The following is a 24,945-nucleotide window of genomic DNA, read 5'->3' on the forward strand; positions in this document are numbered from 1 at the left end:
GCTTACTGATTGCTGCCGACGAATTGCAGCACCACCTCGCGCCGGTGCGGGCGGCTGCGATGCTCGATCAGATAGATCGCCTGCCAGGTGCCGAGCGCAAGTTTCCCGTTCAGGACAGGCACATGAAGCGAAGCCTGCGTCAGCATGGTCTTGATGTGCGCGGGCATGTCGTCGGGCCCCTCGGTGTCGTGCGTCCACCCGCCGTTCTCCGGCGCGAGCCGGCACAGCGCCGTGGCGAGGTCGACGAGCACGGAAGGATCGGCATTCTCCTGGATCGTCAGCGAGGCCGAGGTGTGTCGAACGAACAGCGTCAACGCGCCGTCGCACGCGTGCACGTCCTTGATGAACTTCGCCGCTTCCGCGGTGAGATCGATGAAGTCTCGCCCGGGCGTCGGCACCGTCAACACGGCGGTACTGATGGCCTGGACCTGCACGGTCGATGGCGCTGAACGCGTCAGTGGTTTCTCAGGCCTCATTCGAGCTCTCAGATCTTCCCCGACACGTCCTTCTGGACGCGGTTGGCCATGTCGATCAGCCGCCGCCAGGCCCTTTCCAGGAACGACATCACGCGGTCGACGTCCTGGTCGCTCGGCAGCGGGATCTCGATCTTGCGCTCGCCTTCGGCGACCTTGGGCTCCGCTTTCTTCAACGGGTCCGATTTCGGCAGCGCCTCGTCGGTCTTGCCCGACACCGTCGGCCCCGCCGCAAGCTGTCCCTTCAGCCTCTCGACCTCGGCCTGGAGCCTGCCGATCTCGGCGTCGAGGGCGGTCCGCTCGTCGGGCACCGCGTAGCAGGCCCAGCCGGCGCCGTTCTTGTTGCAGGTCGATACCGTGCCGGTGCGCGTGTCGAGCCGCAGCACGCCCTCGGGGATGGGCGTCATGCTGTAGCGGCCATTTTCGCCGTCGGGCGCGGATTGCGCAGCCACGAGGCCACCGCTGACGATCATCACCGCGGCAGCTGCGGCAAGCCATGATGTTGTGGATGACGTTGCTGGTCTCATCGCCCTCTCCGCCGCGGCGCTGCTAGCGGCTTCCGTGCAATTCTACACCCCGATCGGGCGATCCGCCGCCAAAAACCCGCCTGCGAAATCAACGAACGCGATGGCTTCTTTGATCCAGGCAGCTCCGCGAAAGCACAGCTGCATCCGCCGATCGTGAGCCGACCTGCTGCGGTGCGGCGTCACGCTGTGCGCAGCGCCGTCGCACGCGCCAATAATATCAATTAAATCAGATAGATATACGAAATCGACGCAATCGTGACTTGGCTTGACTTGATTATGGGCCATCAGTATGGTCCGCGCGGCTTTTGAGGGTGACGGGCGCAATTTCCATTCAGCCGCAGCGTTTCGGGTCTTCGTTGCATGACACAGGGCACGGGACACGGCGAGGATGGAGGTCGCGAGAGATCGCCCGAGGAAGCCGCGCTTTCCGAGCGGCTCGGAAGTCTTGATCAGCGGTTGTCGGAATTTCGCGACCGTCGGAACAGGACCGAGCAACCCGCAGGTGACGAAGGGGACGGAGCGGCCAGAGCCTCGGCGATGGCGCTTGGTTTCCGGTTATCTTCGGAGTTGATCGCCGGCGTCGCTGTCGGAGCGGGGATTGGCTGGGGTTTCGACCGCTTGCTGTCGACGTCGCCTTTCGGGTTTATCGTGTTCCTGTTGCTGGGCTTCGTCGCCGGCGTGGTGAACGTGGTGAGAACGGCGGGCGCGGGTCGAAACAGGCGCGGTGGTTCGTAAGGCCGATTCGCCAGGAGATGAATGATCGTACCGGCCTCGCCGGCACGGCCGGCCGACCGACCTTGACTGGTCGGCTTGTCCGGCAGACGAGAGATGGCGCGCGGATGAAAATCGACCCGATCCACCAGTTCAACGTCGAACCGCTCTTCACGATCGGCCGTATCGGCGATCACACGATCGCCTTCACCAATGCCTCTCTCTACATGTTCGTGGCGGTCGGGATCATTTCGCTGCTCATGCTCACGAGCGGCAGGCAGCTCGTTCCGGGGCGCCTGCAATCGGTGGCCGAACTCTCCTATGAGTTCGTGGCCAGCATGATCCGGAGCACCGCCGGCTCGGACGGCATGCGGTTCTTCCCGCTGATCTTCTCACTGTTCATGTTCATCTGCGTCTCGAACCTCGTAGGCATCGTGCCCTACACGTTCACGGTTACGAGCCACCTCATCGTTACCGCGGCGCTTGCGCTGCTGGTGTTCTTCACGGTCCTGATCTACGGCCTCTACAAGAACGGCCTGAAGTTCCTGAAAGTGTTCGTGCCCTCCGGCGTTCCGGGCTACATCCTGCCGCTGGTCATGGCGATCGAGGTGCTGTCGTTCTTCCTGCGACCGGTCTCGCACAGCGTTCGACTGTTTGCGAACATGCTGGCCGGCCACATCGCGCTGAAGGTGTTCGCCGGCTTCGTCGCCATGCTCGGTGCCTCTCTTGGCGTGGTCGGCTGGATCGGCGGGGTCATGCCGCTGGCGCTTGCCGTCGCGCTCACCGCGCTCGAACTGCTGGTCGCGTTCCTGCAAGCCTATGTGTTTGCGATCTTGACCTGTATCTACCTCAACGACGCCATTCACCCTGGACACTGAGTGATCCGGGTGCTTTTCCACCCACACCTGTCTTTCTTCGAAGGAGTCAAAAATGGATCCGCAAGCAGCGAAATTTCTCGGCGCGGGCATCGCGTGCATCGGCATGGGCGGTGCCGGCATCGGCGTGGCCTTCATCTTCGGCAACTATCTGTCTGCAGCCATGCGCAACCCGGCAGCTGCTCAGGGCCAGTTCGGCAACCTGATTTTCGGCTTCGCCGTGACTGAAGCGCTCGGCATCTTCTCGCTGCTGATCGCTCTGCTGCTGCTGTTCGTCCCGCTCTGAACGCGTTTCGCGCCGCTTCCTGGTGGGAGGCGGCGCGTCTGACAGCAACAGGAGAACTCCATGGCTGAAAGTCATGGCGGCGCCAAGGGTACCGGCGCTCACACGGAGGCCGATGGCGGTCACCACGGCGGTGGCTTTCCGCCGTTCGACAGCAGCACCTTTGCTTCGCAACTGGTGTCGCTCGCGATCGCCTTCGTCGCGCTGTATCTGATCGTCTCCCGGTTCGCACTGCCGCATGTCGGCGGTGCGATCGAGGCGCGTCAGAACAAGATCGAGGGCGATCTCGCCGAAGCGCAGAAGCTGAAGGATCAGTCCGAGGCGGCGCTAAAGGCCTATGAAGGCGAGCTCGCGTCGGCGCGCACGCGTGCACAGGCGATCGGCAACGAATCCCGCGAGAAGGCGAATGCGCAGGCGGAAGCCGAACGCAAGGCGCTGGAAGAGCAACTGGCCGCCAAGCTCGCCGAGGCCGAGAAGACTATCGCCTCGACCCGCACGGCCGCCATGAGCAACGTGCGCGGCATCGCGGCCGATGCGGCCGGCACCATCGTGCAGCAGCTCACGGGCATCGTTCCGGATGCTTCGTCGGTCAATGCCGCCGTTGACGCGTCCTTGAAGGGTTAGTCGAGATGTTCTTCACACCTGAGTTTTGGGTCGCCGTCGCCTTCGTGATCCTGATGGTGATCTTCGGCTATTTCGGGGTGTTCAAGACGACGATGTCGGCGCTGGATCATCGGGCCGCTCGCATCCGGGCCGAGCTGGACGAGGCAGCGCGCCTCAAGCAGGAGGCAGCCAAGGTGCTCGCCGACTACAAGGCGCGCAGTGCATCGGCTGAACGCGAGGCTGCCGACATCATCGCCAACGCGAACGCCGAAGCCGAGCGCATCGCGGCCGAGGCCAAGGCCAAGATGGAAGACTTCGTCGCCCGCCGCACCAAGACCGCGGAAGGCAAGATCGCGCTTGCCGAGGCCCAGGCGCTGGCCGACGTCCGCGCCGCCGCCGCGGAAGCCGCCGTCCAGGCCGCCTCTGCGATCCTGTCGAGGTCGGTCAAGGGCCAGGTCGCCGACGAACTGCTCGCCAAGGGCATCAACGAAGTCAGGCAGAAGCTGAACTGAGATTTCTGCCTGCACCAATCAAAAAGCCGGCGCGATGAGCGCCGGCTTTTTTGTTGGTCGATCTGCAGCCGCAAACTGGGTGTCATCGCCCGCGAAGGCGGGTGATCCAGTACGCCGAGGCTTCTCGGTTCAAGCACCGCGGCCTCTGGAATACTGGATTGCCCGCCTTCGCGGGCAATGACAGCTGAGATTGCCGCAACACCTCACCTACTTCTTCTTCCGTCCCTTCGGCTCGGGCGAGAGCGCCTGCGGATCGAAGCCGACATAGAAGATGTAGGAATCGGCGACGGCGGCGGACGGCACGGGATAGGCCAGATCCTCGGCAACGAAGGTGAAGGGCACGCTGCCGCTTCCCGACATCTCGACCGTGGTCCGGTAGGCCTTCGAGGCGATCACCTTCTCGCCGACGCCCCCCTGCACGACCGCGACGCGCAACGGGACGTCGACCGTAGCAGGCGCACCGGCGGGGCCGGCGATGACGCGGCCCTGGATACCGATGCGGGCGGCGATGTCGCCGCCGTTCCGGGCGCATTCGCGTGCCATCTTGGTGATCGTGGCCTGAAAGCGGATGTCATTACCGACGGCCTGCTTGCCGTTGGCACCGACCGCATAGGTGGAGGCGCCGGAGCGCACCGTGACCTGCGGGCAATCGACCTCGTCATCGGCCGCCTGGCCGGGCGCAGGTGCCGGCGTTGGCTGGGCCGGCTCGTCCGGCTTGCCGCCGAACAGGCTCTTGAAGCGGTCGCTCAAGGACTGGGCCGCCACCGGCGAGACGGAAGCGAGCGCAACCGACAGCGCCAGCGCCACCGCCGTTCCTCGCCGCAACGCATGCCGCGTTGACCGAAGCTCCTTCACCATCGACACCCATACTCCATCACGACACGACATCCGGCCGATCCACCGGCCGGCCTCGCGCCCTTATATCGCCAAAACCGGCGAACCCAAGGCAAGCGAACAGGACTCAAACAAGGCGGGACCATCAAGACTTTGGAGGTGCGAAATGCTCAGCCGCGGAAATCTTCATGCAGCAGGCCGAACAGCAGATGGTCCTGCCAGACCCCGTTGATGCAGAGATATCGGCGCGCCAGCCCCTCGCGTGAGAAGCCGCACTTCTCCAGCACCCGGATCGACGGCGCATTGGTCGGGATGCACGCCGCCTCGACCCGGTGCAGATTGAGCTCGCCGAACAGCGTCGGCAGCAGCACCCGCAGCGCTGCCGTCATGTAGCCGCGATGGGCATGAGGCTGCCCGACCCAATAGCCGATGGTGCCGGCCTGCACGATGCCGCGCCGAACGTTGGCCAGCGTGATGCCGCCGACCAGGGCACCGTCGAGCTCACGGAAGATCAGGAAGGGATAGGAGCGATCCGCGGCAATGTCCTCGGAATAGCGGCGCAGGCGACGGCGAAAGCCGGACCGGGTGAGATCGTCGGACGGCCAGATCGGCTCCCAGGGCGTGAGATAGTCGCGGCTGGTTTCGCGCAGATGGGCCCATTGCAGGAAGTCCGACATTTGCGGCGCGCGCAGCAGCAGCCCGTTGCCGCGCGGCGCGAGGGCGGCGGGTCCACTGGATGGCAGGCGAAAGAGAGCCATGGTGATGCTTCCGGGGGCGGCCGCCCTTGGGCGGCTCCTAATGCAGCCGCGCCTTGGCGCGCGCCCGGGTCAAACCTTCCGCGAAAGATACCGCCGTGTCCAGACCCCTGCCGCTGCCCAATGCGACAACGGCGGGCCTGCTCCGCGACAGCAGCGCACGCGCCGCGTCCCTGGTCGATTCGATGCTGACCGCATCGATCCGGGCCACCAGTTCCTGCGCCGTCTGCGGCCGCCCGTAGGCGAGGACATGCCGGGCCAGCTGCTCGGCGCGGGAGGAGCAGCTCTCCAGCGCCATCAGGAGGCCCGCCTTCATCTGCGCCTTGGCCCTGGCGATCTCCGCCTCGGTGAGCGTCTCCACCGAATCATTCATGATGTCGACCACGACCTCCATCATCTCCGGCGCATCGGCGGGATCGGTGCCGGTGTAGAGGCCGAAGAACCCGGTGTCCGTGTAGGGCGCGTGGAAGGTGTAGATCGAGTAACAGAGGCCGCGCTTCTCGCGCACCTCCTGGAACAGCCGCGACGACATTCCGCCCCCGAGGATGTTCGTGAAGACCTGGAGCGAGAACAGGGACAGGTCGGTCTGCGGCACCCCTTCGAGCGCCAGCGTCAGATGCGCCTGCTCGAGCTCGCGATGCACCACCTTGGTGCCGCCCTTGCCGAACTGAGCGGTCTGCGGCTTCGGCCCCGGCGTCCCCTCGAAGCTCGCAAAGCGCTTCTCGACCTCGGCGACCACCTGCTTGTGGTCGACCGCGCCGGCCGCCGCCACCACCATGTCGGGCCCGCGATAATGCGTCGACAGATAGCCGCGCAGCATGTCGCGGTTGAAGGCGCGCAGCGTCTTGGCCGTGCCGAGCAGGGAACGGCCCATCGGCTGGTCGGGATAGCAGATTTCGTTCAGATGCTCGAACACGACGTCGTCGGGCGTATCCTGCGCGGCCCCGATCTCCTGCACGATGACGTTCTTCTCGCGCTCCAGCTCGTCGGGCTCGAAGGCCGGATTGGCCAGGATGTCGGCGAGCACGTCGAGCGCGAGCGGCACGTCGGCCCTCAGCACCCGCGCGTAATAGGACGTGGTCTCGGTCGAGGTGCCGGCGTTGAGGTCGCCGCCGACCGCCTCGATCTCCTCGACGATCTCGCGCGACGAGCGCTTCGTTGTGCCCTTGAACGCCATGTGCTCGAGCAGATGCGAGATGCCGTGCTCGTTGGGCTTTTCGTCGCGTCCGCCGACGCCGGCCCAGACGCCGAGCGCCGCGGTTTCGAGATGGGGCATCTCGTCGGTGACGACGGTGAGGCCGGAGGCAAGCTTGGACATCTCGACGCTCATCCGGCAACTCCTTGCTTTGCGGCGCGGCTGACCGACAGCACGAACCGCTCGACCTCGGCCTGTTCGTTCTTCATCACCCTCATGTGTTCGGATTTGGTCATCAAGCCGTCCAGCCAGGCCGGCAGTTGCGGCCGCTGGCCGCAGGCCGCCTCGACAGCGTCGGGGAATTTGGCCGGATGGGCGGTGGAAAGCACGATGCTCGGCACCCTCGTATCGGGGGTGTCGCGGTCCGCGACCGCGAGCGCCACTGCCGTATGGGGATCGACCAGCTCGCCTGCTTCGCGCCAGGCGGCGCGGATCGCCGCCGCGGTCTCGGTCTCGTCGGCGCGCCCGGCATCGAATTCCTCGCGGATCGCGGCGAGCGTCGCATCGGGCAGCACGAAACGTCCGGACTGCTTCAGCGACTCCATCAGACGGCGAACGCCGGCCGCATCGCGTCGCCCGGCCTCGAACAGCAACCGCTCGAAATTGGACGAGATCTGGATGTCCATCGACGGCGACGCCGTCGCGTGCACCTCGCGCACCTCGTAGATTCCGGTCTTCAGCGTGCGCGCCAGGATGTCGTTGACGTTGGCGGCGATGCGCAGGGTCCGCACCGGCAGCCCCATGCGCTTGGCAACATAGCCGGCGAAGATGTCGCCGAAATTGCCCGTCGGCACGACGAAATCGACCGCGCGCGCCGGCGCGCCGACGGCAACGGCCGACGTGAAATAGTAGACCACCTGGGCGACGATGCGCGCCCAGTTGATGGAATTGACGCCGGACAGCGCGGTCGCATCGCGGAAGCGGTGGTTGTTGAACATGCCCTTCACGAGCGCCTGGCAATCGTCGAAGGTGCCCTCGATCGCGAGCGCATGGACGTTGGCCGCGCCCGTCGACGTCATCATCCGCCGCTGCACCTCGGAGATGCGGCCGTGCGGAAACAGCACGATGAGGTCCACATTTTCGAGGCCCGCAAAGGCTTCGACCGCGGCGCCGCCGGTATCGCCGGACGTGGCGACCACGATGGTGGTGCGCTGGCCGCGCTTGGCGAGCACATGGTCCATCAGCCGCGAGATCAGCTGCATCGCCACGTCCTTGAAGGCGAGCGTCGGACCGTGGAACAGCTCCAGCACGAACTGGTGCGGCGACATCTGGCGCAGCGGCACCACCGCGGGATGACGGAAGGTGGCATAGGCCTCGTTGGCCATGCGGCCGAGCTCGGCGTCCGAGATCTCCCCGCCCGCAAAGGGGCGGATCACGTCGACCGCGACCTCCCAATAGGGGCGGCCGAAGAAGCCGGCGATCGTCTCGGTCGGGAGCTGAGGCCAGGTCGCCGGCACATAGAGGCCACCGTCGCGGGCAAGCCCCGTCAGCATCACGTCGCAGAAGCCGAGTTCGGGGGCCTCGCCCCGGGTCGAGATATAACGAGTCAAACTGCCCTCCAAAGGCCGGCCGAGCCGCAGCTCGTCCCTTTAAGCCTTTGATTTCACGAAATTACTTGTCAACAGCCAGAGGCTTTGGGGCACCATAGAGTGTTTTGCGGCATCGGGAAACCGCTTCCGATTCACTCTCGCCCAATGAAAAAGGGCTGCGGCGTTGCCGCAGCCCTTCTCTTGGAAGGTCTGTCGTTGTGTGCAGACCGGTTTGCCTCGTCGGGGTCCGCCCCCGTCAAAACTGCTCTCGCAAGCTTTCGTCGCCTGTCACGAAATCGTCAAGGGCCAAAACAGCGCGCGCCGAAAAATGTTCCTGTTTTTCCCGACCGTCTTCGGACCTTCGCAAATTCTGTATGGCGAGTCTTTAGCCGCAAATACCGCTTTTTCCCGAACGTTGACCTGACATCGGGAACGAATGCAGCCCCGGCCCATTGTGATTGCGGATGGTGTCAGCCCGTTGTCCATGCATTGCCCGGCCAACGGCGGCGCCATCCTGCGACCGAACCGCTGTATCCTGGGAGCAGCCGGTTCGGTCGCTGGGTCAGTTCATCCCGATTTCCACCGCGATCCGGATCAGGTCGGAGTGGTTCTTGGCGCCAAGCTTCTGCTTGAGCAGGGACGTGGTGTTGGCGACGGTCTTGTAGGAGATGCCGAGCGCCTCGGCGACCTCGACGATCTTGTCGCCGCGTCCAAGCAGGCGGAGAATCTCGAGCTCCCGCGGCGTCATCTGCGAGGCCGGATTGGCCTTGATCGCGGCGCCGGAAAACGTCACGGCTTCTGCCAGCTGCGGCGAGATGAAATTGTCGCCCGCGACCACCTTGCGCACCGCCTTCAGCAGGATCCTGGGATCATCGCCCTTGGAGACATAGCCCTGCGCCCCCAGCTCGACTGCCCGCACCACGAAAGCCGGATCGTCGTTCATGCTGAACATGATGATCTTGGCGTCGGGGTCGTCCTTGCGGATGCGTCGCATCAGCTCGAAGCCTGAGACGTCGGGCAGGCTGATGTCGATCACGGTGACGTCGGGCCGCTTGCTGACATAGGCGCGATGCCCGGATTTGGCGTCGGTCGCTTCGTCGATGCGAATTGAATGGTCGGAAGCGAACAGGGTGCGGCACCCCGACAGCACCACGGGATGGTCGTCGACGATCAGCACCTTGGTCGCCGGCTTGGCGGTATCTTGCATGCGCGCTCTCTCGTTTTCCGACTCATAGACCGGCGGGAATAAATGGAAAGAGCAAAATCCGTCGATGCGCGTTAGAATTGACCTAATGTGGCAACGACTCTCGTTCAGGGCGCAACTGTTTCTGCCCCTCGGCGCCAGCTTTCTGACGGCGCTGGTCCTGGGCGGCGTGTTGCTTCAAATTTTTGCAGTTGGACAATTGGCGGAAGAGATCGAGCCGAGACGGCGCTCGACGGCGGCCCTCGCCGCCGCGCTCAACGACACCCTTCGCGCATCGGACAATCCACGGCAGACGCTCGACGCCTTTGTCCATTCTTTGGACACCTCCTCGGATATCCAATTCCGCGCGCTGGAAACGGGTCCTGCGCCTTCGACGAAGGACGGCCCGCGCAACCCGCATGGCGTGCCGCAATGGTTCATCGACCTTCTCGCCGTGCCCGACATGGACGCGGCATCCCCGGTGATGATCGACGGCAGACGTATCGGCGATATCGTATTCCTGCCGGACATGTCGGCCGATCTGTTCGAGAAGTGGATCGGCTTCCTTGCGCTCACCGGCCTGGTCGCCGTGTTGATGGTCCTTACCGGCACGATTGCCTACGCCTTGGCGGGATCTGCACTGCGCCCCCTGCAGGACCTCGGCCATGGACTCACGCGCATACGACGAGGCGACTATACCAGGCCGATTCCGCTCAGGGGTCCGCCGGAAATCCGGCGAAGCTGCGAGGAGGCCAATGCGTTGGCCGCAACGCTGGCGCAATTGAGTCAGGATAATCGGGACCTGATGCGCCGTTTGCTGTCGCTCCAGGACGACGAGCGGCGCGATCTCGCCCGCGAACTGCACGACGAACTTGGACCGCTGCTGTTCAGCATCCGCGCAGGCACGATCGCGCTGGTTGAGGCCTCACCGCCTTCAGGAAATTTCGGCAATTCGGCACAGGACCTGATGCAATCCGTCGAGGCGCTCCAGCAGACCAACCGTCGTATTCTCGACCGACTGCGGCCGCTTTATATCGAGGAACTGGGCCTTTCGACCAGCGTGCAGACGCTGCTCCAGACCTTTCGCAAGCAGGCTCCGCATATCATGCTGACGGACACGATCGGTGCCGATCTGAACGTGATCAAAGGGCCGTTGGCCCAGACCGTGTATCGAGTGATCCAGGAGGCCCTGACCAACGTGCTGCGCCATGCCAAGGCCGGCAACGCCCATGTGCAGGCGACCGTCGCCGGCGAGACGCTCGACATCGAGATCTCCGACGACGGCGGCGGCTTTCCCGCGGGCAACGTCTTCGGCCGGGGCCTGACCGGCATGCATGAGCGCGTGCGCGCGCTCAACGGATCGCTGTCCCTGTTGCGGGTGGATGAGCGAACCCATGTACGCTGCCGCCTTCCGATCGAGACGCCGCGGGACGGGGCGTCAACAGGCTAAAGCACGATCCGCAAAAGGTGCGCAGCGTTTAAGACCCGAGGCGCGACGACGATTCATGCAAGTTGCTGCGCGCTTCAGCATACGCATACGCCATGCGCATTCTGCCGCGCCGGCTCGCACACCGTGCTGCGGATCTTGCCTTCGGGGTTGAAGCGAAACGAGGCACGAATGCGCAGCGCCCCGGCGACGGAATATTCGAGATCGACGCCCGGGGGCGCGGGATGGATATCCTCCAGCCCGAAACCGGCCGACGAGAAGGCGCCGAGCCGCGGCTGCCAATAAGCCGCGATCTCGCTGCGGCCGCGATACCGCTGCATGCCGTTGCACGTGCATTCGAGCTGCGCATCGTCCGCATAGAGGTCGAGCAGTGCCGGGAGGTCGCCCTTCCGGCAGGCGTCCACCCAATCGACGACAATTCCCATCTGGTCGAAATCGCTCACGTCGCAATCCTGTCTGCCCCGGAAAAATGCCGGCGGCTCAATGCATGATCCCGAAAAGTGCGCAGCGGCTTTCCGAAAAGATCTTGCTTGAACAACACCCTGAAGTGCGATGACGATTCTCCTGGTCGTATCGCGCATGAGGACCACACTCGTGAATATCCGCTGAAGAATAAACCCCGGGCGATACCGGGTCCCCTCGAGCCATCTTCGGATGAGTTCAGCTCTGCGGCCGGCCCCTTGCCCATACGGCGAAGGCGATCAGCACGGCACCTGCGAGCGTGAACCAGGTCACGGCATATTGCAGGTGGTCGTCCTTCAGATTCACGTCGAGGGGCCCCGGGCGCGGAACCCCATTCGCGGGCGCGGGCTGCTCGAGGTCGACATAGAACGGCGCAACCGCGCCCCAGCCCAGCGCGCTTGCGATCGCCAGATGATCGCGCACGAACCAGAGCCGCTTGTCGCGATTCTCCGCTGGCGTCATCCAGTTCCGCGCCTCGGGAAAGCGCAGATAGCCGGTGAGCGCAACCGGCTGGCCCGTGACGAGCTTCTTCACCGCACGATCCTCGACGGCGCGGTCCTGCATCGTGTTCTCGACGAAGCCGGCATCGATCACCACCGTCTCGCCGCCGGGAAGCCGCGCCGGCAGGAAGGCCCAGGTGCCCGGGCCTGAGGCGTCCTTGCGTACAGCGGAACCGGAGGAATAGACCATCGCATCGAGCAGGTCGGCGTAGGTGGCGGTGAAACTGACGCGGCGGAATTCATCGCGGGCGGGATTGAGCGCAGCCCATTGCGCGGACGGCGGCAGCGCCACCGGCGCGGCCGCAAGCCGTTCCGTGAGCGCCGCAATCAGCTCGTGCTTGGCTGTCCGGCGCTGTAACTGCCAGACACCGAGCGCGACGAACACAGCCGTCAGGAACAGCGTGAACAGCGCGAAGCCGGCCACGCGGCCCTTGCGCGCGGGCTCGCTCATTTCGGGCGATCGACCAACCGGCCCGGCGCCGCCTTGTGGTGGAACTGCAGCGCGATCAGCAGCGACTTCATCGCACGCAGCGGCAACAGCGTGGTGGCGAGGATCAGCGGCAGCCACAGCGCCGCATGCAGCCAGAACGGCGGCTGGTACTTGACCTCGACGACGAGCGCGCAGCCGACCACGATGGCGCCGGCCAGCATGATGATGAAGATCGCAGGACCGTCGCCGGTATCGATGAAGGCGTAGTCGAGGCCGCAGCGGTCGCAGCGGGGCGCGAGCGTCAGGAAGCCCGCATAGAGCTTGCCCTGGCCGCAGCGCGGGCATTTGCAGGCAAGCCCGCGCAGCGCGCTCTGCATGACGGTCGTTTCGGGCTCGGATGGGGCGGCGCTGTCGTTCATCAGGAAGGACCCTATCACAGTTTCCGCCGAAGCATGCGGCGGCCGGAAAGCGAAAGGGCGGCCCTGCGGCCGCCCTTTCTGGTCGGTTAAATGCTGATCAGTGCGCGCCGTGGGCCATGGTCGCGGCGCCGTGTCCCCAGACGTAGATGCAGAGGAACAGGAACAGCCAGACCACGTCGACGAAGTGCCAGTACCAGGCGGCGAACTCGAACCCGAGATGCTGCTTCGGCGTGAAGTGGCCGGCATAGGCGCGGATCAGGCAGACCAGCAGGAAGATGGTGCCGACCAGCACGTGGAAACCATGGAAGCCGGTCGCCATGAAGAAGGTGGCGCCGTAGACGTTGCCGGCGAAGGAGAACGCCGCGTGGCTGTACTCATAGGCCTGCACGCAGGTGAAGAGCGCGCCCAGCACGACGGTGAGGATCAGGCCGTACTTCAGGCCCTGGCGGTCGTTCTCGAGCAGCGCATGGTGCGCCCAGGTCACGGTGGTGCCTGACGTCAGCAGGATGAGCGTGTTGAGGAGCGGCAGGTGCCAGGGATCGAAGGTCTCGATGCCCTTCGGCGGCCAGGTGCCGGGAACCGCACAGGCGCCGGCCTGGGTGCCGAGGCCGCAGCCGAACACCGCATCGCGGGTGGCTTGGACGGCGTCGGCCGGGAACAGCGCCGCGTTGAAATAGGCCCAGAACCAGGCGACGAAGAACATCACTTCGGAGGCGATGAACAGGATCATGCCGTAGCGGTGATGCAGCTGCACGACGCGGGTGTGGTCGCCCTTGTACTGAGCTTCCTTGATCACGTCGCCCCACCAGCTCGCCATGGTGTAGAGCACACCCACGGTGCCGACGCCGAACACGATCGGCGCCGCGGAGAACATGTGGTGCATCCAGGCGATCGCGCCGACCGCCATGATGAAAGCCGAAAGCGAGCCCACGGCCGGCCAGGGAGACGGATCGACCAGGTGATAGTCGTGATGCTTGGTGTGCGCCGTAGCCATTCCGTCTCTCTCCTCAATCCCGTGCCTGTCAGGCACTTATCCCCTTGTTCCAACCGCTTGATCGCGAGCCCGGCGGTCAGAGATTTCCCTTGCGTTTGTCGTCCTCGCTGGCGGCGAGCGGCTTCACTACGGGATCGCGCACCGCATAGAACGTGTAGGACAGCGTAATCGTATTGAGCCCGTCATTCTCGTGGTCCTCCGCGATCGAAGGATCGACGTAGAACACGACCGGCATCTCGCGCTTCTCGCCGGGCGCCATGGTCTGCTCGGTGAAGCAGAAGCAGTTGATCTTCTGGAAGTAGGAGCCGACCGTCAGCGGCGCGACGTTGTAGGCGGCCTGGCCCGCAGTGGTACGTGCGGCCTGGTTGGTCACGGTATAGAAGACAGTCACGACCTGGCCGACATTGACCTCGATCTCGCTCTGCTCCGGCTCGAACTTCCAGGGCAGGCCCGGCGCGACGTTGGAATCGAAGCGCACCGAGATCTTCCGCGCGATCGGGCCGGTCGCCGGCGCGGAGGTCGCGACCTGGGTCGTGCCGTTGAAGCCGGTGGCGCGGCAGAACCAGTTGTAGAACGGCACCGCCGCATAGGAGGCACCGACCATCAGCGCGACCACGCCACCGCAGATCGAGGCGACCAGCGCGTCGCGGCCAAGCCCACCGAAACGGCCTTTGACGGCCGTCCGGCTCTGATCCCGCGTTATGGTCGGCTCGTGACCCATCTTTCCTACATCGGCCGCACTAGAACTGCCGGCCCCTTGACCATGGTGACGGCGAAGAACAGCACCACGAGCACGCCGAGCGCGAGCGCGATCGCGATCGAACGCTGACGACGGCTCCTCTGCTGCGCCTCGGTGAGGACGATTCCATCTGGCTCGCGTTTGTCTGCCATCTCGTGATCATGCGCCCCCTGCCATGCGAGCAAGCACCGGGAATACGACCTCGGCCAGCAAGGTCGCGAACAGCGCGAACAGATACAGGATCGAGAAGGCAAACAGCTTGCGGGTGGCGCGCAGCGACTGGCTGCGTTCGCGGCGCACGTAGACGTTGATCGCGAGCACCAGCATGCCGGCGCCGAGGATCAGCGAGACGACGCCGTAGACGGCATCGAAATAGCCCAGCGCCCAGGGCGCGGCGGCGACCGCGATCAGCACGATGGTGTAGAGCAGGATCTGGAGGCGGGTCGCGTCGGGACCGGCGACGTTGGGCAGCATCGGAATGCCCGCGCGCGCGTAGTCGTCGGATCGGAACAGCGCCAGCGCCCAGAAATGCGGCGGGGTCCAGAAGAAGATGATGGCGAACAGCAGCAGCGGCTCGACGTCGACCGTGCCCGTCACCGCAGCCCAGGCCACCACCGGCGGCAGCGCGCCGGCCGCGCCGCCGATCACGATGTTCTGCGCGGTCCAGCGCTTCAGGCCCATCGTGTAGATCACGACGTAGAAGAAGATGGTGAAGGCGAGCAGCGCGCCGGCGATCCAGTTGACGAGGATGCCGAGCGTCATCACCGAGAAGAAGGCGAGCGTCATGCCGAACGCCATGGCCTCGGAACGGGTGATGCGGCCGCGCGGGATCGGCCGGTTCGCCGTGCGCGACATCTTCGCGTCGATGTCGCCTTCGAGCGCCATGTTGAGCGCCCCGGAGGCGCCGGCACCGACCGCGATGCAGAGCAGCGAGGTGATCGCGAGCACTGGGTGGAAGTGTCCCGGCGCCATCGCCATCCCGACCAGCGCGGTGAAGATCACCAGCGACATCACCCGCGGCTTGAGCAGCGCGAGATAGTCGCCAACCTCCGCCTCGGAGATGCGGGGGGTGATGTCGATGGCGTTCTGGTCGAGGACGGACACTTAATCTCACTCACTTCGTTATAGCGCCGCGGCGCCCGTCACGGGCGCCGCGGAGATCGATCACTGCACGCGGGGCAGCACTTCGAACTGGTGGAAGGGCGGCGGCGAGGACAGCGTCCACTCCAGCGTGGTTGCGCCGGCACCCCAGGGGTTGTCGCCAGCCGGCACCTTCTTCATGAACGCATCGAGCACGCCGTAGAGGAAGATCAGCACGCCGAAGCCGGAGATGTAGGAGCCGAACGACGAGACCAGGTTCCAGCCCGCGAAGGCATCGGGATAGTCGATGTAGCGGCGCGGCATGCCCGACAGACCGAGGAAGTGCTGCGGGAAGAACACCAGGTTGACGCCGACGAAGGTGACCCAGAAGTGCAGCTTGGCGATCCCCTCATTGTACATGTAGCCCGACATCTTCGGGAACCAGTAGTACCAGCCGGCGAAGATCGCGAACACGGCACCGAGCGACAGCACGTAGTGGAAGTGCGCGACGACGTAGTAGGTCTCCTGGAGCACGCGATCGACACCCGCGTTGGCCAGCACGACGCCGGTGACGCCGCCGATCGTGAACAGGAAGATGAAGCCCACCGCCCAGATCATCGGGGCGCGGAATTCGATCGAGCCGCCCCACATCGTGGCGACCCAGGAGAAGATCTTCACGCCGGTCGGAACGGCGATGACCATCGTGGCCGCGACGAAATAGGCCTGCGTCGCCGAGGACATGCCGACCGTGTACATGTGGTGCGCCCACACCACGAAGCCGATGCCGCCGATCGCGACCATGGCGTAGGCCATGCCGAGATAGCCGAACACCGGCTTGCGCGAGAAGGTCGAGACGATCTGGCTGATCATGCCGAAGCCGGGCAGGATCAGGATGTACACCTCGGGGTGACCGAAGAACCAGAACAGATGCTGGAACAGCACGGGATCGCCGCCGCCGTCGGGGGCGAAGAACGTGGTGCCGAAATTGCGGTCGGTGAGCAGCATGGTGATCGCACCGGCGAGCACCGGCAGCGACAACAGCAGCAGGAATACCGTCACCAGGATCGACCACACGAACAGCGGCATCTTGTGCAGGGTCATGCCCGGCGCGCGCATGTTGAAGATGGTGGTGATGAAGTTGATGGCACCGAGGATCGAGGAAGCGCCCGCCAGATGCAGCGACAGGATCGCGAAGTCGACGGCCGGGCCCGGATGGCCGGAACTCGACAGCGGCACGTACATGGTCCAGCCGGCGCCGACGCCGTTGGCGCCCGGCTCGCCCTCGACGAAGGTCGACATCAGGAGCAGCGCGAAGGACGCCGGCAGCAGCCAGAACGAGATGTTGTTCATGCGCGGGAACGCCATGTCGGGCGCGCCGATCATCAGGGGCACGAACCAGTTGCCGAAGCCGCCGATCATCGCGGGCATGACCATGAAGAAGATCATGATCAGGCCGTGAGAGGTCACGAACACGTTGTAGGTGTGCGCCTCGTGGAAGATCTGCACGCCCGGGTACATCAGCTCGGCACGGATCGCGATCGACATCGCGGCGCCGATGACGCCGGCGACGACCGCGAAGATCAGGTACATCGTGCCGATGTCCTTGTGGTTGGTCGAATAGACGTAGCGCCGCCATCCGGTCGGATGGGCGTGCTCGTCATGTCCGTGGGCCTGCGCGTGATCGCCGTGTGCCGCTGCGCTCGTTGCCATTTTCAAATCCTGCCTTGCGTCCCATTCGGACCCGTGAAGGTCCCGCCCTTTATCGCTGTCAGTCCCTCAAGCCGTGGACCCGACGCCTACTGCGTCGAGCCGGCCGCGGAGGCGTAGGTGCTGGTGCCGCCGCTCGCATATTTCTTCTTCGCCGCCTCGACCCAGGAGGCGAACTCCTGGTCGTCGACCACGCGGATCGCGATCGGCATGAAGGCGTGATCCTTGCCGCACAATTCCGAGCACTGGCCGTAATACATGCCGGTCTTGGTGGCCTTAAACCAGGTCTCGTTCAACCGGCCCGGAATGGCGTCGATCTTGACGCCGAAAGCCGGCAGCGCGAAGGCGTGAATGACGTCCGCGCCCGTGGTCTGGACCCGAATCACCTTGTTGACCGGCACCACCATCTCGTTGTCGACGCCGAGCAGGCGGGGCTGCTTGTCCTGGGCCATCAGCGAGTCGAACTCGAACTTGCCGTTGTCGGGATAGGCATAGGACCAATACCACTGCTTGCCCGTCGCCTTGACGGTCAGGTCAGCCTTCGGAATGTCGAGCTCAAGGAACAGGAGCCGGAACGACGGCACCGAGATGCCGACCAGGATCAGCACCGGCACCAGCGTCCAGGCCACCTCGATCAGGGTGTTGTGGGTGGTCCGCGACGGCACCGGATTGGCCTTCGCATTGAACTTGATGACCACGATCACGAGCAGCGCCAAGACGAACAGCGTGATCAGGGTGATCAGCACGAACAGGAAATTGTGGAACCAGACGATGTTGTCCATCACCGGGGAACCGGACTGCTGCAGCGTCCACTCCCACGGCGCCGGCTGCCCAAGCTCGGCGAACGCCGCACCACCCGTCGCCAGCATGACGCCAGCCGCCACCACGGCGATGATGGCCAATCCCAGCAACTGCCGGCCCATCCGACCCATCGACATCCTCATGCCGTTCGCGCTCCCCTAACGAAATCACCCCACGTGCATTCCCCTGCTCGCGGGGAATGCTTATTCGATCCGCCAGTCCGACAAACCGCCACGCAAGAATACCTCTAAGAGGAATTGGGGCCAGATCGCTAGAACGCGAAATCAAGCCTCTCAAACCATAATTCTTGATCTATCGCAATGCAGTCTTGGGCCTCATCTGCCAAGCATCACCGGCAAGATATTTCCCAGCAAGATCAGACAAGAATACCGTTTCCCGGCATGCTGCGGCTTGACAGCGGAATTGCCCGCGTTAGGCACTGGCAGACAGCCGCGCAGAAGCCTGATTCGCGCGTGCGGTGGCGACGCTCGGCGGCGCGGAATTTGCTTGGGAATTGCCTTCAAGACGCCGTCATTCCCGTATCAGTCCGCCAGGTGTGAGCGACCCAGGCGAGCAGAGGGACCGACCCGATGGGGTTTTCGAGATCGATGGCAAGGACGGCGAACGGCCTCCCGGCACTGGCCGCCCTGCTGGCTGCGATTCTCCTCCTGGCGCTTCCGGACCTTTCCCATGCGCAGGGCGCGGTGCGCTCCGTCCATGGCGACTGGCAGATCCGCTGCGACACCCCGCCCGGCGCCCAGACCGAGCAATGCGCCCTGATCCAGAGCGTGGTGGCGGAAGACCGCTCCAATGCCGGCCTGACCGTGATCGTGCTCAAGACGGCCGACCAGAAGAGCCGCCTGATGCGGGTGGTCGCCCCGCTCGGGGTTCTCCTGCCCTCTGGTCTCGGCCTCAAGCTCGACAACCAGGACGTCGGCCGCGCCGGCTTTGTCCGCTGCCTGCCCAACGGCTGCGTTGCCGAAGTGGTTCTGGAAGATAAGCTGCTCGGCCAGCTCCGCAGCGCCAAGACCGCGACCTTCATCATCTTCGAGACGCCGGAAGAAGGCATCGGCTTCCCGCTCAGCCTGAACGGGCTCGGCGAGGGCTATGACAAGCTGCCGTAGGGCGGCGATGTCCGCGACAAACCTATTGTTTCCGTAATGTGAGGCTTCGCGCCCTCGCGGATCTGGTCCGAAACCACTATCTTGCCCCACATCTCCAGATAATGGACGGACGCATGACCAATCCTGCCACCACCTCCCTGCTCGACCGCGCCAATCTCGACCGCGACCAGGTTCGCAACGAGGTCGCGCGCGGGCTCGCCGGTGCCGACGACGGCGAATTGTTCCTGGAATACAGCCAGACCGAAGCGCTGATGTTCGACAATGGGCGGCTGAAGCAGGCGACCTACGACACCTCGCAGGGTTTTGGCCTGCGCGCGGTCAAGGACGATGCGGTCGGTTATGCGCATTCCTCCGACGTGTCGCTGCCGGCGCTGATTCGCGCCGCCGACGCGGTCGCGGCCGTGCGCGGCGGTTACTCCGGCAGCTTCGCCGCGCCGCCGGCGCATACCAACGTGCGGCTTTATAGTGACGACAATCCGCTGGACGCGCCCGGCTTCGAGACCAAGGTCAAGCTGCTCGCCGAGATCGACGCTTACCTGCGTGACAAGGATCCGCGCGTGCGGCAGGTCAGCGTCAGCCTCGGGGCAACCTGGCAGGTCGTCGAGATCCTGCGCCCCGACGGCGAGAGCTATCGCGACATCCGCCCGCTGGTGCGCGTCAACGTCTCCGTCGTCGCCGGCCAGGGCGACCGCCAGGAGAGCGGCAGCAAGGGCTATGGCGGCCGCGCCGGCTATGCCGAATTCATCGAAAGCAGATCCTGGCGCGAGGCCGCCGACGGCGCGCTGCGCGAGGCACTGGTCAACCTGGAATCGATCCCGGCGCCGGCCGGCGAGATGGACGTCGTGCTCGGCGCCGGCTGGCCCGGCGTGATGCTGCATGAAGCGGTCGGCCACGGTCTCGAGGGCGACTTCAACCGCAAGAAGACCTCCGCCTTTGCCGGACTGATGGGCCAGCAGGTCGCGGCCAAGGGCGTCACCGTGGTCGACGACGGCACCATCGCCTCGCGGCGCGGTTCGCTGTCGATCGACGACGAGGGCACGCCGACCAATCGCACCGTGCTGATCGAGGACGGCATCCTCGTCGGCTACATGCAGGACCGCCAGAACGCGCGGCTGATGAACATGAAGCCGACCGGCAACGGCCGCCGCCAGGGCTACGCCCATGTGCCGATGCCGCGCATGACCAACACCTACATGCTCGCGGGCGACCGCGATCCCGCCGAGATCCTCGCCTCCGTGAAGAACGGCGTGTTCGCCGCGAATTTCGGCGGCGGCCAGGTCGACATCACCTCGGGCAAATACGTGTTCCAGTGCACCGAGGCCTACAAGATCGAGAACGGCAAGATCGGCGCCCCGCTGAAGGGCGCCATGCTGATCGGCAACGGTCCGACCGACCTGCATCGCATCCGCATGATCGGCAACGACCTCGCGCTCGACACCGGCATCGGAACCTGCGGCAAGAACGGTCAGGGCGTGCCCGTCGGCGTCGGCCAGCCGTCCCTCCTGATGGAGCGCATCACGGTGGGTGGGACGGGCGCATGAGCGTGGAAGACAAGGTAACCGTCACCCCCAAGCGAAAGAGCAGCGGCTGGGGCGGTCAGCTGGTGCAGCTCGCCGGCATCGTCGCCGCGGTCTTCATCGCCAAGGGTGCGCTGGCCGAGCCGTTCTACGTGCCGTCGGGTTCGATGGAGCCGACGCTGCTGATCGGCGATGCGCTGATCGCCTCGAAATTCCCCTACGGCTACGGCACCTCGTCGCTGCCGATTCAAATCAGCCTGCCCGAGAGCGGCCGCGTCTTCGCGGAGACGCCGAAGCTCGGCGACGTCGTGGTCTTCCGCTGGCCCGGCGATCGTTCGCAGGCCTGGGTCAAACGCGTCGTGGGTCTGCCCGGCGATCGCATCCAGATGCGGCAGGGCCAGCTCTTCATCAACGACCGTCCCGCCGAGTTGAAGCCCGACGGCGTCGGCGCTGCCGAGGATGACCGTGGCGGCAGCGAACCCGCCTACCGCTATGTCGAGACGCTGCCGAACGGCGTCTCCCATCTGATCTTCAAGATGCGCGACAGCGGTCCGCTCGACAACACGCCCGAAGTGACGGTGCCGGCCGGCCACCTCTTCGTGCTCGGCGACAACCGCGACAACTCCGCCGACAGCCGCGTGCCGCTGCGCTCCGGCGGCGTCGGCCTGTTGCCGATCGATAATCTGATCGGCCGCGCGGATGCGGTGCTCGGCTCCTGGGATCTCGGCATGCGCGGCCAGCCGGTGTGGACCTGGCTGTCCGGGTTCAGGCTGGCACGGTTCTTCACCGCCGTGCATTGACGGGATCGCAGGCCGTAGGTCCGCAAGGCGGAAGCGCGCCCACCGCTTCAGTCGTAACGTGGCGAGATGGTGGGCACGAGCGCGTGCCGCTGCCCACCCTGCGAGTCCCGATGACCCGCGACGAATTCCTTGCATTGGCGCTTCGCAACCCGGTCAACGTTGCGATTGCCGACGCGCTCGCGCAGCTTGCGCTGCCGGATGCGTGGCTGGTCGCAGGTTGCCTGGTGCAGACGGTGTGGAACGTGCTCACCGGCCGCGCGGTCAGTCACGGCATCGCCGACTACGACGTGTTCTATTTCGATCCTGATACGCCGTGGGAGGCGGAGGACGCGGTGATCCGAACGCTGCATGCGCGGCTCGCGCATCTCGGCGCCAAGGTCGAGATCCGCAATCAGGCGCGGGTGCATCTGTGGTACCCCGACAAGCATGGCCTGCCCTATCCGCCGCTGACACGCTCGACAGACGGCATCGACCGTTTCCTCACGGAGAATACGCAATTTGGCATTCGACCCAGCGGTGGGGATTTCGACGTCTATGCGCCCCACGGGTTCGATGACGTCGCAAGGCTGATCGTGCGGCCCAACCGGGCGCCGAACTTTTCCGCCGCCAATTACGAGGCGAAGGCCGCGCGGTGGAAGGCACTATGGCCGGAGCTCACGGTGATTGCGGCAGAGTGAGATGCTCTGCGGCGCCGGCTATCGCACCACGCCCGACGTGAAGCCCGCCTTCCGCCGCGGCGGCTTGATCTCCTTTTTCAGGAAACAGCGCGCCTCACGCCCGGTGTAGCCGGGGCGGGCATAGGTGAACGCCCGGCATTTGTTGTCGGCGGTGCAGGCGGCCTTGCAGGCCTCCACGCCGTCCCCTTCCTTCAGGTCGAAATTGCGCAGGTCCCCGCCCGGGCGGTCGATCGATGTCTCCACGCCCTCGATGCGCGGCTCGATCACGCCGGCGCCACGCACCCCGGAGATGCAGCAACTGCCCGGCACCCGCGCGGGCACCGTGTTCTTGAGCCAGCAGACCGCCGAGCCGCCTTCGACGTCGGGATAGCTGAAGCTCCAGGAGCGACAGCGGCGGTCGCGCTCGCACAGCAGCGCACAATCCTCCGGATCGCCCGAGGTGACCGGCGTGCTGAAATAGTCGCCACCGGGCCGGTCGAACGCCGTCTGCGCGCGCGCGGTCCCGCTCGCAAACGCGAGCAAAAGCAGCGCGGCACAAGCCAAGAGACGTGCCATGACGGCCCCAGGCAGGCGGCCCTTCCCCATCGGAACAGCTTTCGAGTTATTGAGGACGCTCAGGTTTTTTCGGCCGGTCATTTGATCGCCGCAAACCTGTACGGGCGATGAACGGCTCGGTCCCGGTCGCTCGCCTATGACTCTAGAAAGCGTATTCCGCGTAGGCTGGTTCCACCGAGCCCTGCCAGGGACCATTAAACTTGTCCAGCATCTCCTCGGCCGGCGTCCGGCCGGAATCGATGATGCGATCGAGCGGCTCCAGATGACGGGTCTCGTCGCGGCCGAGCTGGTCGATCCGGCCACGCCGGCGCAGACCGGCATGCGCCAGGACGAGGCATTCCTTGGCGATCTCGAAGAGATAGCGATCCTTGATCCGCGCCTTGAAGCCGAAGCGCGGCACGTCGTCACGCAAGGCCTGACGCTCAGGCGCGCTCCAATGCTTCACCAGGTCCCAGGCAGCATCGAGCGACGTATCGTCGTAGAGCAGACCGACCCAGAACGCCGGCAGCGCCGGCAAGCGGCCCCAGGGGCCGCCGTCGGAGCCCCGCATCTCGAGATAGCGCTTGAGCCGCACTTCGGGGAAGATCGTCGAGAGGTGGTTGGCCCAGTCCGACAGCGTCGGGCGCTCGCCCGGAAGATTGTTGTTGCGGCCGTCGAAGAAGGCGCGGAACGAGGAACCCGAGACGTCGATGTACTCCTCGCCGCGCTTGACGAAATACATGGGCACGTCGAGCGCGTAATCGACATAGCGCTCGAACCCCATGCCGTCCTCGAACGCCCACGGCATCATGCCCGCGCGCGCGTTGTCGGTGTCGCGCCAGATCTCGGAGCGGAAGGAGAGGAAGCCGTTCGGCTTGCCTTCGGTGAACGGCGAGTTGGCGAACAGCGCGGTTGCGACCGGCTGGAGCGCGAGCGAGACGCGGAGCTTCTTGACCATGTCGGCTTCCGAGGAGAAGTCGAGATTGGTCTGCACCGTGCAGGTCCGGTACATCATGTCGAGGCCGTATTGGCCGACCTTCGGCATGTAATTGGTCATGATCTTGTAGCGGCCCTTCGGCATCACCGGGATATCGGCGCGCGACCAGGACGGCGTCATGCCGAGGCCGAGGAAGCCGATGCCGAGCGGCGTCGCGATCTCGCGCACCTGGGCCAGATGCGCCATCAGCTCGCTCTGGGTCTGGTGCACGTTCTCGACCGGCGCGCCGGACAGCTCGAACTGCCCGCCGGGCTCGAGCGAGATGGCGCCGCCGCCGGTGACGTCGTGAAGGCCGATGATGTTGCCTTTCTCCATGATCGGCTCCCAGCCGAGCAGGAGCTTCATGCCCTCCAGCAGCGCGCCGATGCCGCGCGCGCCTTCGTACGGCACCGGCCGGTGGCCTTCGAGCGTGAACGGCGTCTTCTCGTGCTCGGTGCCCATGCGGAATTCGGACGGGTCCTTGCAGCCGGCCTCGAACCACGCGACGAGCTCTTCGCGCGATTGCAGTGGCGTCATGTCGATCTGGTCTCGCGCCATATCAAACTCTAATCAAAAGGCGCTTCGACCGAACGCGCGCGGTGGCAGGAATGGCCCGCGAACCCACCGGTTGCACGGACGAGCGGGGTTTGCCGCGCGATCATCGCGACGGCAAGCTTTCGTTGACGCCGGCGGGCGGCAGTTTCATCTCGCCGCACGAGCAGCCCAGACGATCCAGCAGATTGCTGAGCTTGACGGCCTCGGTGTCAGACAGTTTCGAACCAACATATTTCTCGATCGCAGCCGAATAGGCGCCCCACATCCGCTTCTGCAACTCGCGGCCGGCTTCCGTGATCTCGACGAACTGGCCGCGCTTGTCGATCTTGCATTCGCGCCGCGAGGCGAGGCCCTCGTCGACCAGGCGGTCGATCAGCCGCGAGGTGGAATATTGCGGGATCAGCATCTGCCGCTCGAGTTCGACCGGCCGCAACTCGCCCGAGGGCGCCCGCGACAATTCGAGCAGCGCGTCGTACCAGGCCAGCGGCGGGAACCCCGCCTTCTTCAGGTCCTGCTCGACGCAATCGAGCACGCGGCTCTGCACCCGCATGAGGCGGATCCAGGCGGCTGTTGCCTCGGTCGATGGTTTGCGTTTCATGGTCCCGCTCAAGCTCTCGCCCGTCTCTTACTCCATTCGATGCACCTGCATCAATCTTGACTATTTCAAGCAAGTGCATGTAGTCGTTCGTTCGGGCCGAACCAG

At 65.1% G+C, this 24,945-nt stretch carries 30 protein-coding genes; 10 read left to right on the forward strand and 20 right to left on the reverse strand.

Annotation, left to right across the window (positions count from 1 at the left end; genetic code table 11):
- Positions 1-2 precede the first annotated feature (2 nt).
- The 3 genes from AX729_RS10680 to AX729_RS40435 are packed head-to-tail and all read right to left on the reverse strand — an operon-like array spanning position 3 to position 1,285.
- Entirely contained in the window at positions 3-476 is a 474-nt protein-coding gene (locus AX729_RS10680; protein ID WP_061022729.1) for a secondary thiamine-phosphate synthase enzyme YjbQ, read from the reverse strand.
- 8 nt (positions 477-484) lie between these two features.
- The gene (locus AX729_RS10685) at positions 485-1,000 is read right to left on the reverse strand and encodes a hypothetical protein (RefSeq protein WP_061022731.1); all 516 of its coding nucleotides are present in this window, start codon (positions 998-1,000) and stop codon (positions 485-487) included.
- A gap of 42 nt (positions 1,001-1,042) precedes the next feature.
- Positions 1,043-1,285, reverse strand: a complete 243-nt coding sequence (locus AX729_RS40435) for a hypothetical protein (RefSeq protein ID WP_197433574.1) — start codon at positions 1,283-1,285, stop codon at positions 1,043-1,045.
- Between the two features lie 75 nt (positions 1,286-1,360).
- Here AX729_RS40435 and AX729_RS10690 point away from each other — a divergent pair, with 75 nt between their 5' ends.
- The 5 genes from AX729_RS10690 (at position 1,361) to AX729_RS10710 (ending at position 3,984) form a co-directional block, all read left to right on the forward strand.
- Positions 1,361-1,735, forward strand: coding sequence for an AtpZ/AtpI family protein (locus tag AX729_RS10690; protein ID WP_061022733.1), 375 nt, complete (start codon positions 1,361-1,363; stop codon positions 1,733-1,735).
- 104 nt (positions 1,736-1,839) lie between these two features.
- A complete protein-coding gene (locus tag AX729_RS10695; protein WP_061022735.1) occupies positions 1,840-2,589 on the forward strand; it encodes a F0F1 ATP synthase subunit A in 750 nt (249 codons plus the stop codon).
- 52 nt (positions 2,590-2,641) lie between these two features.
- Positions 2,642-2,872 (forward strand): F0F1 ATP synthase subunit C, encoded by a 231-nt coding sequence (locus AX729_RS10700; RefSeq protein WP_008541273.1) that lies wholly within the window; start codon positions 2,642-2,644, stop codon positions 2,870-2,872.
- A 60-nt stretch (positions 2,873-2,932) separates the two neighbouring features.
- Entirely contained in the window at positions 2,933-3,493 is a 561-nt protein-coding gene (locus tag AX729_RS10705; protein ID WP_061022737.1) for a F0F1 ATP synthase subunit B family protein, read from the forward strand.
- Positions 3,494-3,498: 5 nt separating this feature from the next.
- Entirely contained in the window at positions 3,499-3,984 is a 486-nt protein-coding gene (locus tag AX729_RS10710; RefSeq protein ID WP_061022740.1) for a F0F1 ATP synthase subunit B family protein, read from the forward strand.
- 207 nt (positions 3,985-4,191) lie between these two features.
- Here the strand turns inward: AX729_RS10710 and AX729_RS10715 are convergent, their stop codons facing one another.
- The 5 genes from AX729_RS10715 to AX729_RS10735 form a co-directional block, all read right to left on the reverse strand.
- A complete protein-coding gene (locus tag AX729_RS10715; RefSeq protein WP_061022742.1) occupies positions 4,192-4,842 on the reverse strand; it encodes a hypothetical protein in 651 nt (216 codons plus the stop codon).
- Between the two features lie 146 nt (positions 4,843-4,988).
- Complete coding sequence (locus tag AX729_RS10720; RefSeq protein ID WP_061022744.1) at positions 4,989-5,576, reverse strand: GNAT family N-acetyltransferase; 588 nt, start codon at positions 5,574-5,576, stop codon at positions 4,989-4,991.
- Positions 5,577-5,613: 37 nt separating this feature from the next.
- The gene (locus AX729_RS10725; protein ID WP_061022746.1) at positions 5,614-6,903 is read right to left on the reverse strand and encodes a M16 family metallopeptidase; all 1,290 of its coding nucleotides are present in this window, start codon (positions 6,901-6,903) and stop codon (positions 5,614-5,616) included.
- Positions 6,900-8,318 (reverse strand): threonine synthase, encoded by a 1,419-nt coding sequence (gene thrC / locus AX729_RS10730; protein WP_061022748.1) that lies wholly within the window; start codon positions 8,316-8,318, stop codon positions 6,900-6,902. Before thrC ends, AX729_RS10725 begins: the two co-directional genes overlap by 4 nt.
- Positions 8,319-8,859: 541 nt before the next feature.
- Positions 8,860-9,504 (reverse strand): response regulator transcription factor, encoded by a 645-nt coding sequence (locus AX729_RS10735; RefSeq protein WP_061022750.1) that lies wholly within the window; start codon positions 9,502-9,504, stop codon positions 8,860-8,862.
- A gap of 85 nt (positions 9,505-9,589) precedes the next feature.
- On the opposite strand from AX729_RS10735, the gene AX729_RS10740 reads away from it, so the two are divergent.
- Complete coding sequence (locus AX729_RS10740; protein WP_061022752.1) at positions 9,590-10,930, forward strand: ATP-binding protein; 1,341 nt, start codon at positions 9,590-9,592, stop codon at positions 10,928-10,930.
- A 74-nt stretch (positions 10,931-11,004) separates the two neighbouring features.
- Here the strand turns inward: AX729_RS10740 and AX729_RS10745 are convergent, their stop codons facing one another.
- The 9 genes from AX729_RS10745 to coxB all read right to left on the reverse strand — a co-directional run bounded on the left by AX729_RS10745 (position 11,005) and on the right by coxB (position 18,202).
- Positions 11,005-11,370: a nuclear transport factor 2 family protein gene (locus tag AX729_RS10745; RefSeq protein WP_061022753.1), complete on the reverse strand. Its 366-nt coding sequence runs from the start codon at positions 11,368-11,370 to the stop codon at positions 11,005-11,007.
- A 217-nt stretch (positions 11,371-11,587) separates the two neighbouring features.
- Complete coding sequence (locus tag AX729_RS10750; protein WP_061022755.1) at positions 11,588-12,340, reverse strand: SURF1 family protein; 753 nt, start codon at positions 12,338-12,340, stop codon at positions 11,588-11,590.
- Complete coding sequence (locus tag AX729_RS10755; RefSeq protein WP_061022757.1) at positions 12,337-12,738, reverse strand: DUF983 domain-containing protein; 402 nt, start codon at positions 12,736-12,738, stop codon at positions 12,337-12,339. Before AX729_RS10755 ends, AX729_RS10750 begins: the two co-directional genes overlap by 4 nt.
- 97 nt (positions 12,739-12,835) lie before the next feature.
- Positions 12,836-13,732: a cytochrome c oxidase subunit 3 gene (locus AX729_RS10760; protein ID WP_061022758.1), complete on the reverse strand. Its 897-nt coding sequence runs from the start codon at positions 13,730-13,732 to the stop codon at positions 12,836-12,838.
- A gap of 76 nt (positions 13,733-13,808) precedes the next feature.
- Positions 13,809-14,453 (reverse strand): cytochrome c oxidase assembly protein, encoded by a 645-nt coding sequence (locus AX729_RS10765; RefSeq protein WP_061022760.1) that lies wholly within the window; start codon positions 14,451-14,453, stop codon positions 13,809-13,811.
- 5 nt (positions 14,454-14,458) lie between these two features.
- Positions 14,459-14,623 carry a cytochrome c oxidase system small membrane protein gene (locus tag AX729_RS10770; protein WP_061022762.1) on the reverse strand — a complete coding sequence of 55 codons (165 nt, stop codon included), beginning with the start codon at positions 14,621-14,623 and terminating at the stop codon, positions 14,459-14,461.
- 7 nt (positions 14,624-14,630) lie between these two features.
- Positions 14,631-15,575 carry a heme o synthase gene (locus AX729_RS10775; RefSeq protein ID WP_061022764.1) on the reverse strand — a complete coding sequence of 315 codons (945 nt, stop codon included), beginning with the start codon at positions 15,573-15,575 and terminating at the stop codon, positions 14,631-14,633.
- 60 nt (positions 15,576-15,635) lie between these two features.
- On the reverse strand, positions 15,636-17,261 hold the full coding sequence (gene ctaD, locus AX729_RS10780; RefSeq protein ID WP_061022766.1) for a cytochrome c oxidase subunit I: 1,626 nt from the start codon (positions 17,259-17,261) through the stop codon (positions 15,636-15,638).
- Positions 17,262-17,347: 86 nt separating this feature from the next.
- On the reverse strand, positions 17,348-18,202 hold the full coding sequence (gene coxB, locus AX729_RS10785; RefSeq protein ID WP_061022769.1) for a cytochrome c oxidase subunit II: 855 nt from the start codon (positions 18,200-18,202) through the stop codon (positions 17,348-17,350).
- A gap of 447 nt (positions 18,203-18,649) precedes the next feature.
- Here coxB and AX729_RS10790 point away from each other — a divergent pair, with 447 nt between their 5' ends.
- The 4 genes from AX729_RS10790 to AX729_RS10805 all read left to right on the forward strand — a co-directional run bounded on the left by AX729_RS10790 (position 18,650) and on the right by AX729_RS10805 (position 22,177).
- A complete protein-coding gene (locus AX729_RS10790) occupies positions 18,650-19,183 on the forward strand; it encodes an invasion associated locus B family protein (protein ID WP_061022771.1) in 534 nt (177 codons plus the stop codon).
- Between the two features lie 113 nt (positions 19,184-19,296).
- Positions 19,297-20,724, forward strand: a complete 1,428-nt coding sequence (gene tldD / locus AX729_RS10795; protein WP_061022885.1) for a metalloprotease TldD — start codon at positions 19,297-19,299, stop codon at positions 20,722-20,724.
- Positions 20,721-21,500 (forward strand): signal peptidase I, encoded by a 780-nt coding sequence (gene lepB / locus AX729_RS10800; RefSeq protein WP_061022773.1) that lies wholly within the window; start codon positions 20,721-20,723, stop codon positions 21,498-21,500. The genes tldD and lepB overlap by 4 nt, the downstream gene beginning before the upstream one ends.
- A 110-nt stretch (positions 21,501-21,610) precedes the next feature.
- A complete protein-coding gene (locus AX729_RS10805) occupies positions 21,611-22,177 on the forward strand; it encodes a nucleotidyltransferase family protein (protein ID WP_061022888.1) in 567 nt (188 codons plus the stop codon).
- An 18-nt stretch (positions 22,178-22,195) separates the two neighbouring features.
- Here AX729_RS10805 and AX729_RS10810 read toward each other — a convergent pair whose 3' ends face one another.
- The 3 genes from AX729_RS10810 to AX729_RS10820 form a co-directional block, all read right to left on the reverse strand.
- On the reverse strand, positions 22,196-22,762 hold the full coding sequence (locus tag AX729_RS10810; RefSeq protein ID WP_061022890.1) for a PAN domain-containing protein: 567 nt from the start codon (positions 22,760-22,762) through the stop codon (positions 22,196-22,198).
- Between the two features lie 112 nt (positions 22,763-22,874).
- Positions 22,875-24,245, reverse strand: a complete 1,371-nt coding sequence (locus tag AX729_RS10815) for a glutamate--cysteine ligase (protein WP_061022775.1) — start codon at positions 24,243-24,245, stop codon at positions 22,875-22,877.
- A gap of 100 nt (positions 24,246-24,345) precedes the next feature.
- Positions 24,346-24,840, reverse strand: a complete 495-nt coding sequence (locus AX729_RS10820; protein ID WP_061022777.1) for a MarR family winged helix-turn-helix transcriptional regulator — start codon at positions 24,838-24,840, stop codon at positions 24,346-24,348.
- Positions 24,841-24,945 lie beyond the last annotated feature (105 nt).

The sequence above is a fragment of the Bradyrhizobium sp. CCH5-F6 genome, assembly GCF_001556045.1.
Lineage (GTDB): Bacteria > Pseudomonadota > Alphaproteobacteria > Rhizobiales > Xanthobacteraceae > Bradyrhizobium.

Coding starts and splice junctions, on each gene's coding strand:
- AX729_RS10820 (WP_061022777.1), bottom strand. CDS start 24,840: ATGAAACGCAAACCATCGACCGAGGCAACAGCCGCCTGGATCCGCCTC.
- AX729_RS10735 (WP_061022750.1), bottom strand. CDS start 9,504: ATGCAAGATACCGCCAAGCCGGCGACCAAGGTGCTGATCGTCGACGAC.
- AX729_RS10805 (WP_061022888.1), top strand. CDS start 21,611: ATGACCCGCGACGAATTCCTTGCATTGGCGCTTCGCAACCCGGTCAAC.
- tldD (WP_061022885.1), top strand. CDS start 19,297: ATGACCAATCCTGCCACCACCTCCCTGCTCGACCGCGCCAATCTCGAC.
- AX729_RS10740 (WP_061022752.1), top strand. CDS start 9,590: ATGTGGCAACGACTCTCGTTCAGGGCGCAACTGTTTCTGCCCCTCGGC.
- AX729_RS10770 (WP_061022762.1), bottom strand. CDS start 14,623: ATGGCAGACAAACGCGAGCCAGATGGAATCGTCCTCACCGAGGCGCAG.
- AX729_RS10810 (WP_061022890.1), bottom strand. CDS start 22,762: ATGGGGAAGGGCCGCCTGCCTGGGGCCGTCATGGCACGTCTCTTGGCT.
- ctaD (WP_061022766.1), bottom strand. CDS start 17,261: ATGGCAACGAGCGCAGCGGCACACGGCGATCACGCGCAGGCCCACGGA.
- AX729_RS10690 (WP_061022733.1), top strand. CDS start 1,361: ATGACACAGGGCACGGGACACGGCGAGGATGGAGGTCGCGAGAGATCG.
- AX729_RS10755 (WP_061022757.1), bottom strand. CDS start 12,738: ATGAACGACAGCGCCGCCCCATCCGAGCCCGAAACGACCGTCATGCAG.
- AX729_RS10765 (WP_061022760.1), bottom strand. CDS start 14,453: ATGGGTCACGAGCCGACCATAACGCGGGATCAGAGCCGGACGGCCGTC.
- AX729_RS10815 (WP_061022775.1), bottom strand. CDS start 24,245: ATGGCGCGAGACCAGATCGACATGACGCCACTGCAATCGCGCGAAGAG.
- AX729_RS10680 (WP_061022729.1), bottom strand. CDS start 476: ATGAGGCCTGAGAAACCACTGACGCGTTCAGCGCCATCGACCGTGCAG.
- AX729_RS10725 (WP_061022746.1), bottom strand. CDS start 6,903: ATGAGCGTCGAGATGTCCAAGCTTGCCTCCGGCCTCACCGTCGTCACC.
- coxB (WP_061022769.1), bottom strand. CDS start 18,202: ATGAGGATGTCGATGGGTCGGATGGGCCGGCAGTTGCTGGGATTGGCC.
- AX729_RS10710 (WP_061022740.1), top strand. CDS start 3,499: ATGTTCTTCACACCTGAGTTTTGGGTCGCCGTCGCCTTCGTGATCCTG.
- AX729_RS10790 (WP_061022771.1), top strand. CDS start 18,650: ATGGGGTTTTCGAGATCGATGGCAAGGACGGCGAACGGCCTCCCGGCA.
- AX729_RS40435 (WP_197433574.1), bottom strand. CDS start 1,285: ATGGCCCATAATCAAGTCAAGCCAAGTCACGATTGCGTCGATTTCGTA.
- AX729_RS10700 (WP_008541273.1), top strand. CDS start 2,642: ATGGATCCGCAAGCAGCGAAATTTCTCGGCGCGGGCATCGCGTGCATC.
- AX729_RS10760 (WP_061022758.1), bottom strand. CDS start 13,732: ATGGCTACGGCGCACACCAAGCATCACGACTATCACCTGGTCGATCCG.
- AX729_RS10715 (WP_061022742.1), bottom strand. CDS start 4,842: ATGGTGAAGGAGCTTCGGTCAACGCGGCATGCGTTGCGGCGAGGAACG.
- AX729_RS10695 (WP_061022735.1), top strand. CDS start 1,840: ATGAAAATCGACCCGATCCACCAGTTCAACGTCGAACCGCTCTTCACG.
- AX729_RS10720 (WP_061022744.1), bottom strand. CDS start 5,576: ATGGCTCTCTTTCGCCTGCCATCCAGTGGACCCGCCGCCCTCGCGCCG.
- AX729_RS10750 (WP_061022755.1), bottom strand. CDS start 12,340: ATGAGCGAGCCCGCGCGCAAGGGCCGCGTGGCCGGCTTCGCGCTGTTC.
- AX729_RS10705 (WP_061022737.1), top strand. CDS start 2,933: ATGGCTGAAAGTCATGGCGGCGCCAAGGGTACCGGCGCTCACACGGAG.
- AX729_RS10685 (WP_061022731.1), bottom strand. CDS start 1,000: ATGAGACCAGCAACGTCATCCACAACATCATGGCTTGCCGCAGCTGCC.
- lepB (WP_061022773.1), top strand. CDS start 20,721: ATGAGCGTGGAAGACAAGGTAACCGTCACCCCCAAGCGAAAGAGCAGC.